The sequence below is a fragment of the Flavobacterium sp. P1_E4 genome, from assembly GCF_056405915.1.
The window spans coordinates 49,068-55,766 of sequence record NZ_JBFUBE010000021.1 but is presented as its reverse complement, the minus strand read 5'-3'; the positions used below and the strand labels follow the sequence as shown (position 1 = coordinate 55,766).

The 6,699-nt window shown below is 36.6% G+C and carries 6 protein-coding genes; 1 reads left to right on the top strand and 5 read right to left on the bottom strand.

All coding sequences use genetic code 11. The annotated features are described in order from the left end of the window. Positions 1-294 precede the first annotated feature (294 nt). From AC1DY0_RS16315 to AC1DY0_RS16305, 3 genes are all read right to left on the bottom strand, one after another. Positions 295-864: a hypothetical protein gene (locus AC1DY0_RS16315; RefSeq protein WP_477189648.1), complete on the bottom strand. Its 570-nt coding sequence runs from the start codon at positions 862-864 to the stop codon at positions 295-297. 146 nt (positions 865-1,010) lie between these two features. Then, on the bottom strand, positions 1,011-1,373 hold the full coding sequence (locus tag AC1DY0_RS16310) for a hypothetical protein (RefSeq protein WP_477189647.1): 363 nt from the start codon (positions 1,371-1,373) through the stop codon (positions 1,011-1,013). 431 nt (positions 1,374-1,804) lie between these two features. Then, positions 1,805-2,305, bottom strand: a complete 501-nt coding sequence (locus tag AC1DY0_RS16305) for a hypothetical protein (RefSeq protein ID WP_477189646.1) — start codon at positions 2,303-2,305, stop codon at positions 1,805-1,807. A gap of 641 nt (positions 2,306-2,946) precedes the next feature. Between AC1DY0_RS16305 and AC1DY0_RS16300 the strand changes: the two genes are divergently transcribed. Next, positions 2,947-3,573, top strand: coding sequence for a CatB-related O-acetyltransferase (locus AC1DY0_RS16300; protein ID WP_477189645.1), 627 nt, complete (start codon positions 2,947-2,949; stop codon positions 3,571-3,573). A gap of 118 nt (positions 3,574-3,691) precedes the next feature. On the opposite strand, the gene AC1DY0_RS16295 is transcribed toward AC1DY0_RS16300, so the two are convergent. Further along, positions 3,692-5,482, bottom strand: a complete 1,791-nt coding sequence (locus AC1DY0_RS16295) for an acyl-CoA dehydrogenase family protein (RefSeq protein ID WP_477189644.1) — start codon at positions 5,480-5,482, stop codon at positions 3,692-3,694. Positions 5,483-5,514: 32 nt separating this feature from the next. Then, positions 5,515-6,696 (bottom strand): acetyl-CoA C-acyltransferase, encoded by a 1,182-nt coding sequence (locus tag AC1DY0_RS16290; protein ID WP_477189643.1) that lies wholly within the window; start codon positions 6,694-6,696, stop codon positions 5,515-5,517. Between the last annotated feature and the right edge of the window lie 3 nt (positions 6,697-6,699).

Genomic DNA, 6,699 nt, shown 5'->3' with positions numbered 1-6,699 from the left:
TAATAAAAGTGATCTATTTAAAGCTAAATGCAAGGCACAATTTTTATCCGATAAAATTAGTAGCTTAAAAAAAGAGCCTTCTCAGAAGGCTTTATTTGAATTGTAGGATTGTAAAATTTGAAGATTTTGAGAAAAAAAAGAGGTTTTTTCACAGCCTGACGTTCTGGTACTACAGCGGGTTTGGTACTAAATTAAGCCCGTTATTCGGATTAGCCAAATCATTACAAATACAAAACCAACTTTCCATTAAGCCAAATTGCCCAAATCCGTTGTAGCGTGTGTTACCTGTCGTTTTTATTTAAGGCGAATAATTMCATTCTCATTAAGCGTTTTGTCTTTTTCGTCCCAAAGATCATAAGTACGATTCAATTTTAAAGTGTTTAATTGTAAGTTGTCGGTCAGAGTTAAATTCTTAGCTGTACTTTTATAAACATCAATTTGAAAATCTGGTTCAGACCATTCCAAAGTATATTGGTATGCATCAATGATTTGATTCTTGGAATCAGTTTTAATAATCAAAATGTCGTGAAATTCTTTAATTAAAGTTGGTCCGCCATCATTGTGACTATTTCCCTTATAAGTTGCGATAAATTGATAATAATTATATTGACCTTTTATAGGTTCAAAAGCAGATATGATGTCGTCGGATTCTTTAAATTTAGGAAATCTGCCATAATGAGCATCAATATCATTTAATTTTGAATAATCAAATTCTGAATTGATCTTTTGTTTTTTTAATATGTAAACTTTAGCTTCATTTAGCTTTGCATTACTAACTTCTTCAATTGTTTGAATTGGTTTATTCTGGCAAGAAACAAATCCGGATAAAAAGATAGTCAATATTGAAAATATATAAAGCTTCATAACTTGTTTTATGTTGTTGGTTTTCTCTAAAATGACAGGTAACTAGTATGTGTGTCATAAAATCACACAAAGCCACCCAATTTCGAGGAGATATGTGTGACAAACATAACATTATTTATCAAATAAAACGCCACACATATCATTTATCAGGACTTCATTATTTCCCTAAAAGATTCCAGTTGTATTTCCATTTTTTGGATTAGGGCATCTTTCTCGGCTAGTTGCTCCTTGAGTGCTTTTTCACGTATGGTTTCAAAACGATAGGGTAGGTATTCACCCAATTGGGCAAGGAAATTGTGTTTCAGCACTAGGCTTAGTTTCCACAAAACAGCAAACTGCAAGGTGTCATTTTTGCAATAAGCCGCCAGTCCGTTGGGGAGTATATCTAAAGATCTGGCAACGGCCGCTTTTGTGAGTCCCTGCTGCGCGATATGGTAACTGATAAAATTGCCCACTATTGGGTATTGCTCGCCTCTATCTGTGCTGTGTTTTTTGTTGTTGCTTTTCATTATTTACCATTTATTATAGGATAATAACTCAAATATAAATTAATTATTACTAAAAAAGATCATATAAGTACTATAAAAATATGCTGTTGCTACTGTAAAGTAGTGGCATAGCTACTTTAAATCAGTGGCATTACTACTGTAAATGGGGAGTTTTGGTACTGAAAAGGAGTAGTATAGCTACTGTAAAACAGCGGTATTGCTACTATAAAACAGTAGTATTGCTACTATAAAACAGTAGTATTGCTATGTAAAAGCAGTAGTAATGCTACTGTAAATCAATAGTCCTACTACTATAAATCAGTAGTACAACTACCTATAAACACCATTATTCCTAAAAAATGTCCTAAAAGTGGATATGCCTGCTAAATTTTTAGCCATAAAAAAAGCCCCATTAGTATCCTAATGGGGCAAGTTGTAACTGCAATTGTTTTTTATTGAACCGGAGCAGGAGGGGCTGCATTGGCAGTTGGGCTACCGCTATTGTTCGGAAAGCGTTTCTTAAGTTGCTCCACAATAGAATCTGCACCAGAAACACCCGTATCGGCAGCCGTTCCAAAAGCACGGTATAATGTAAGCGCCGCTTGGTAGGCCTCACTTCCTGCCAGCATTTTGGTGTCTTCCACTCGCTCACACAACTGTGTTGCCAATCCCGAGATTTCATCCAGCTGGACAAAAAGCGATAAATCGCTCTGCATCCCAGCTACCGAGACATAACCAGGAACCAAAGTACTATTATTTATGGCGGCATTAATTGCATCTTCGGTAAACGCCTTGTTCGCAACATCAATCGTTTGTAATGATTTGCGCTCATCAGCTGTTAAGCCCACCAGAAAAGGAAGGTTGGTAATAATGGTTTGAAAAGCTGTTTTAACCGCCGTCATCTGCGCCGGTGTTAACGTGACATTAACACGATTGTTTAATAAATTTGACATAATGTTTTTTAATTTGGTTAATTAATTAAATGATTCAAATTGAACTTAAAGTATTTTTTGTAATTATAATATTTATTTTATACGCTTTTTAGTACAATTTTGTGGTAATTTCTAAGCAGTCATATTGTGAAATTTTATAAGTCAGTCTGTAAAGTGTACAGAGTTTTTTTGGGATAATGATAAAAAAGCCACCCGAGCGATAGCGAACAGGCGAAGCAAATCTCTCCCCTTTAGCCCCGATAGCATTGGAAATCCTCTCTCGTTTTTTCAACGAGTGAGATTGCAACGGATTGCTTCGCCAGTTCGGCTTTCAGCCTCGTGTGCGGGACCAATGTGGCCTAAAAATGCCTAATCTTTCTGCTCCAAATAATAATTGAATTCAGGTTAGTATTATTTTTAACTGGTTTTAAGTTGTTTATTGTCAATGTTTTATTGCTGTTTTGTATTTGGGTGTATTCACACGAAATATCAAATAGTATGACGAAAACAACTTATTGCTTGTAACCATTTTAGCATTATATTTGGGCAGTGTTAATGCCAATAAATTGAGTATGTGAAATTCTAATTCTTACTGAATTGAATTCATTGTTTATTACAATAGACTTGCAATTAACAAATTATCTAAACAATCAACTATCAAAATGACAGGCCCGGATAAAAATATAAAATTCCCACTTCAAAATTATGACCGACTTTGTTTTCTAAAAAATATTGTGAAAAATCCAAATATTATAGTTGGTGATTATACCTATTATGATGATTTTGAAAATGTGGAGAACTTTGAGAAAAATGTAAAATATCATTTTGATTTCATCGGAGACAAACTGATTATTGGTAAATTTTGCATGATAGCTTCCGATGTGAAATTCATTATGAATGGAGCCAATCATTTGACAAATGCATTAACAACTTATCCGTTTGCTATTTTCGGTCAAGGTTGGGAAAATGCAATGGAGGGGAAGCAATATCCTCAAAAAGGAGATATCCATATTGGCAACGATGTTTGGATAGGTTACAACGCAACCATTATGGCTGGTGTGACCATTGGAGATGGAGCTATTATTGCCACAAACGCAACCGTAGTCAAAGACGTTGAACCTTATACAATAGTTGGAGGAAATCCCGCAACTGAAATCAAAAAAAGATTCTCAAATGATGTTATTGAAAGGCTTTTAAAATTGAAATGGTGGGATTGGAGCATTGAAAAAATCACAAGAAATATTCAAAACCTTACGGATATAGATATTGATAAGTTAGAACGTGATTAGTAATAATTTCAGTTAAGATTATTTAACAAACCAAACCTTCATCCCAATAAAAAAGCCGCTTTGTCATTCAGGGACAATAGCGGCTTTTTACAAATAAAAACTAAAAAAGATTTTTATATTAGAAACAGTATGAGTTCTCTGCAACTAATTTAGTGGTGATCGTTTCTCTTAAACCAACCACATTTGGCATGTTAGTGTATTTAGTAAAACGACGTAATCCCATTAACATCATGCGTTGTTCATCGCCTTCTGCAAAAGAAATAATGCTTTCTTTTCCTTTTTGAGTGATGATATCAACTGCTTGGTACAAGTACAATTGTGCCATAGCGATTTGTTCTTTGATTTTGTCAGCACCGTTTGTTTTGGCTAATTTTTCTGTTCTTAAGATCGTACTTTCGGCCATATAGATTTCGATTAAGATATCAGAGGCAGCCATCAATAATTGTTGGTGTGCATCTAAGTCTGGACCGTATTTTTGAACCGCTCCACCAGCAACCATAAGGAACGCTTTTTTCAATTTACCGATCATTTCTTTTTCTTCAGCAAACAATTCAGAATAGTCAGGAGTTTCAAAAGATGGAATTCCCATTAATTCTTCTTGTACCTTAGAAGCAGGTCCTAGTAAATCAACGTGCCCCTTCATTGCTTTTTTGATTAACATACCAACAGAAAGCATTCTGTTGATTTCGTTTGTTCCCTCGTAGATACGAGCAATACGAGCATCTCTCCAAGCACTTTCCATAGGTGTGTCTTCTGAGAACCCCATTCCACCAAAGATTTGAATTCCTTCGTCTGCACAGTTTTGAACGTCTTCAGAAACAGCTACTTTCAAGATAGAACACTCGATAGCATATTCTTCAACACCTTTCAATTCTGACTCTTGGTGAGAAGCACCAGCAGCTTCACGCTCTGTAATACGCTCTTCAATATCTTTTGCTGCACGGTAAGAAGCACTTTCTCCTGCGTAGCAAGAAGTTGCCATTTCAGCCAATTTTGAACGGATAGCTCCAAACTGAGAAATTGCAGTGTTAAACTGGATTCTTTCATTAGAATAGTTCACCGCTCCTGTGATTACTCTACGTTGTGCGTCCAAACAAGCAGCAGCCAATTTGATACGACCTACGTTCAAGGCGTTCATTGCGATTTTGAAACCATTTCCTCTTTCAGACAACATATTTTCAACAGGAACTTTAGTCTCATTGAAGAAAACCTGACGAGTAGAAGAAGCACGAATACCTAATTTATGCTCTTCTTCATTCATCGAGATTCCATTGTCTGGATTATTTTCTACGATAAATCCGGTGATGTTTTTGTCGTCACCAATTCTTGCGAATACGATGAAAACAGAACAGAATCCTGCATTCGAAATCCACATTTTTTGTCCAGTGATTGAATATGTTTTTCCGTCTTCTGATAAAACAGCTTTAGTTTTTCCAGAATTAGCATCCGATCCAGCACCTGGCTCAGTTAAGCAATACGCTCCAAACCATTCTCCAGAGGCTAATTTAGGTACGTATTTTTGTTTTTGTTCTTCAGTTCCGTAAAGAGTGATTGGCATTGTTCCAATTCCAGTGTGGGCTCCAAAAGCAGTCGAGAATGAACCCGTTGCCCCCGAAATATAATCACATACCAAAACAGTATTTACAAATCCCATTCCCATTCCGCCATAAGCTTCAGGTACAGATACGCTTAAGAAACCAAGATCTCCCGCTTTTTTCATACACTCTTGTGTATAAGCGTAATCTTTTTTCTCAAAACGATCTTTGTGTGCCCACAATTCTTTGTCAACGAACTCTTTTACAGAGTCACGCATCATTAATTGCTCTTCATTGAAATCTTCTGGTGTGAAAATATCTTCACATTTTGTTTCTTTTACGATGAATTGACCACCTCTTGTTTTGTCGCTCATTTTTTTATTTTTTAAGTAATAGACTTTTTTAATTACAATAATTCATAAATCCCTGCAGAACCTTGTCCAGTTCCCACACACATAGAAACAATTCCGTATTTGCTTCCTCTGCGTTTCATCTCATCAAACAATTGAACAGATAATTTGGCTCCAGTACAACCTAGAGGGTGACCCAGGGCAATAGCTCCACCATTCACATTGATAATATCAGGATTCAAGTTCAGTTCGCGGGTAACTGCCAATGCTTGAGAAGCAAAAGCTTCGTTCAATTCAATTAAATCGATATCATTAAGAGTCAATCCTGCTTGTTTCAACGCTTTTGGAATTGCTTTTACAGGACCAATTCCCATAATTCTTGGCTCAACACCTGCAGAGGCGAAGTTTACCAAACGAGCGATAGGTTCAAGGTTTAATTCTTTTACCATTTCTTCGCTCATAACCAGTACAAAAGCGGCACCATCACTCATTTGAGAAGAGTTACCAGCTGTTACACTTCCATCGGCAGCAAAAACAGCTCTAAGACCAGCCAATGCTTCCAAAGAAGTTCCAGCTCTTGGGCCTTCGTCTTTGTTTACAACGTATGATTTGGTTTCTTTTTTACCATTTTCATTGATAAAAGTCTGTTCAACTGTGATAGGCACAATTTGTTTGTCAAATTTACCTTCAGCTTGAGCTTTCAAAGCTTTATTGTGCGATTGAAAAGCAAATTCATCTTGGTCTGCACGAGAAATGTTGAATTGTTTTGCCACCGCTTCCGATGTCAATCCCATTCCCCAGTAGTAATCTTCGTGTCCCGCTTTTGCGACAGCATAATCCGGAGTAGGTTTGTAACCTCCCATTGGAATATAACTCATACTTTCGGCTCCACCGGCAATGATACAATGTGCCATCCCAGATTGGATTTTGGCAGTTGCCATTCCGATTGTTTCCAATCCTGAAGCGCAATATCTGTTTACGGTAACTCCAGGTACATCATCTACTTTTAATCCCATCAAAGAGATTAAACGTCCTACGTTCAAACCTTGTTCTGCTTCCGGCATGGCATTTCCTACCATAACGTCGTCAATACGTGTTTTGTCAAAATCAGGCAACTCATTCATCATGTATTGAATGGTTTCTGCAGCAAGCTCATCAGGTCTTTTAAATCTAAAAACTCCTTTAGGTGCTTTCCCAACGGCTGTTCTATATGCTTTTACTATGTATGCTGTTTTCATCTC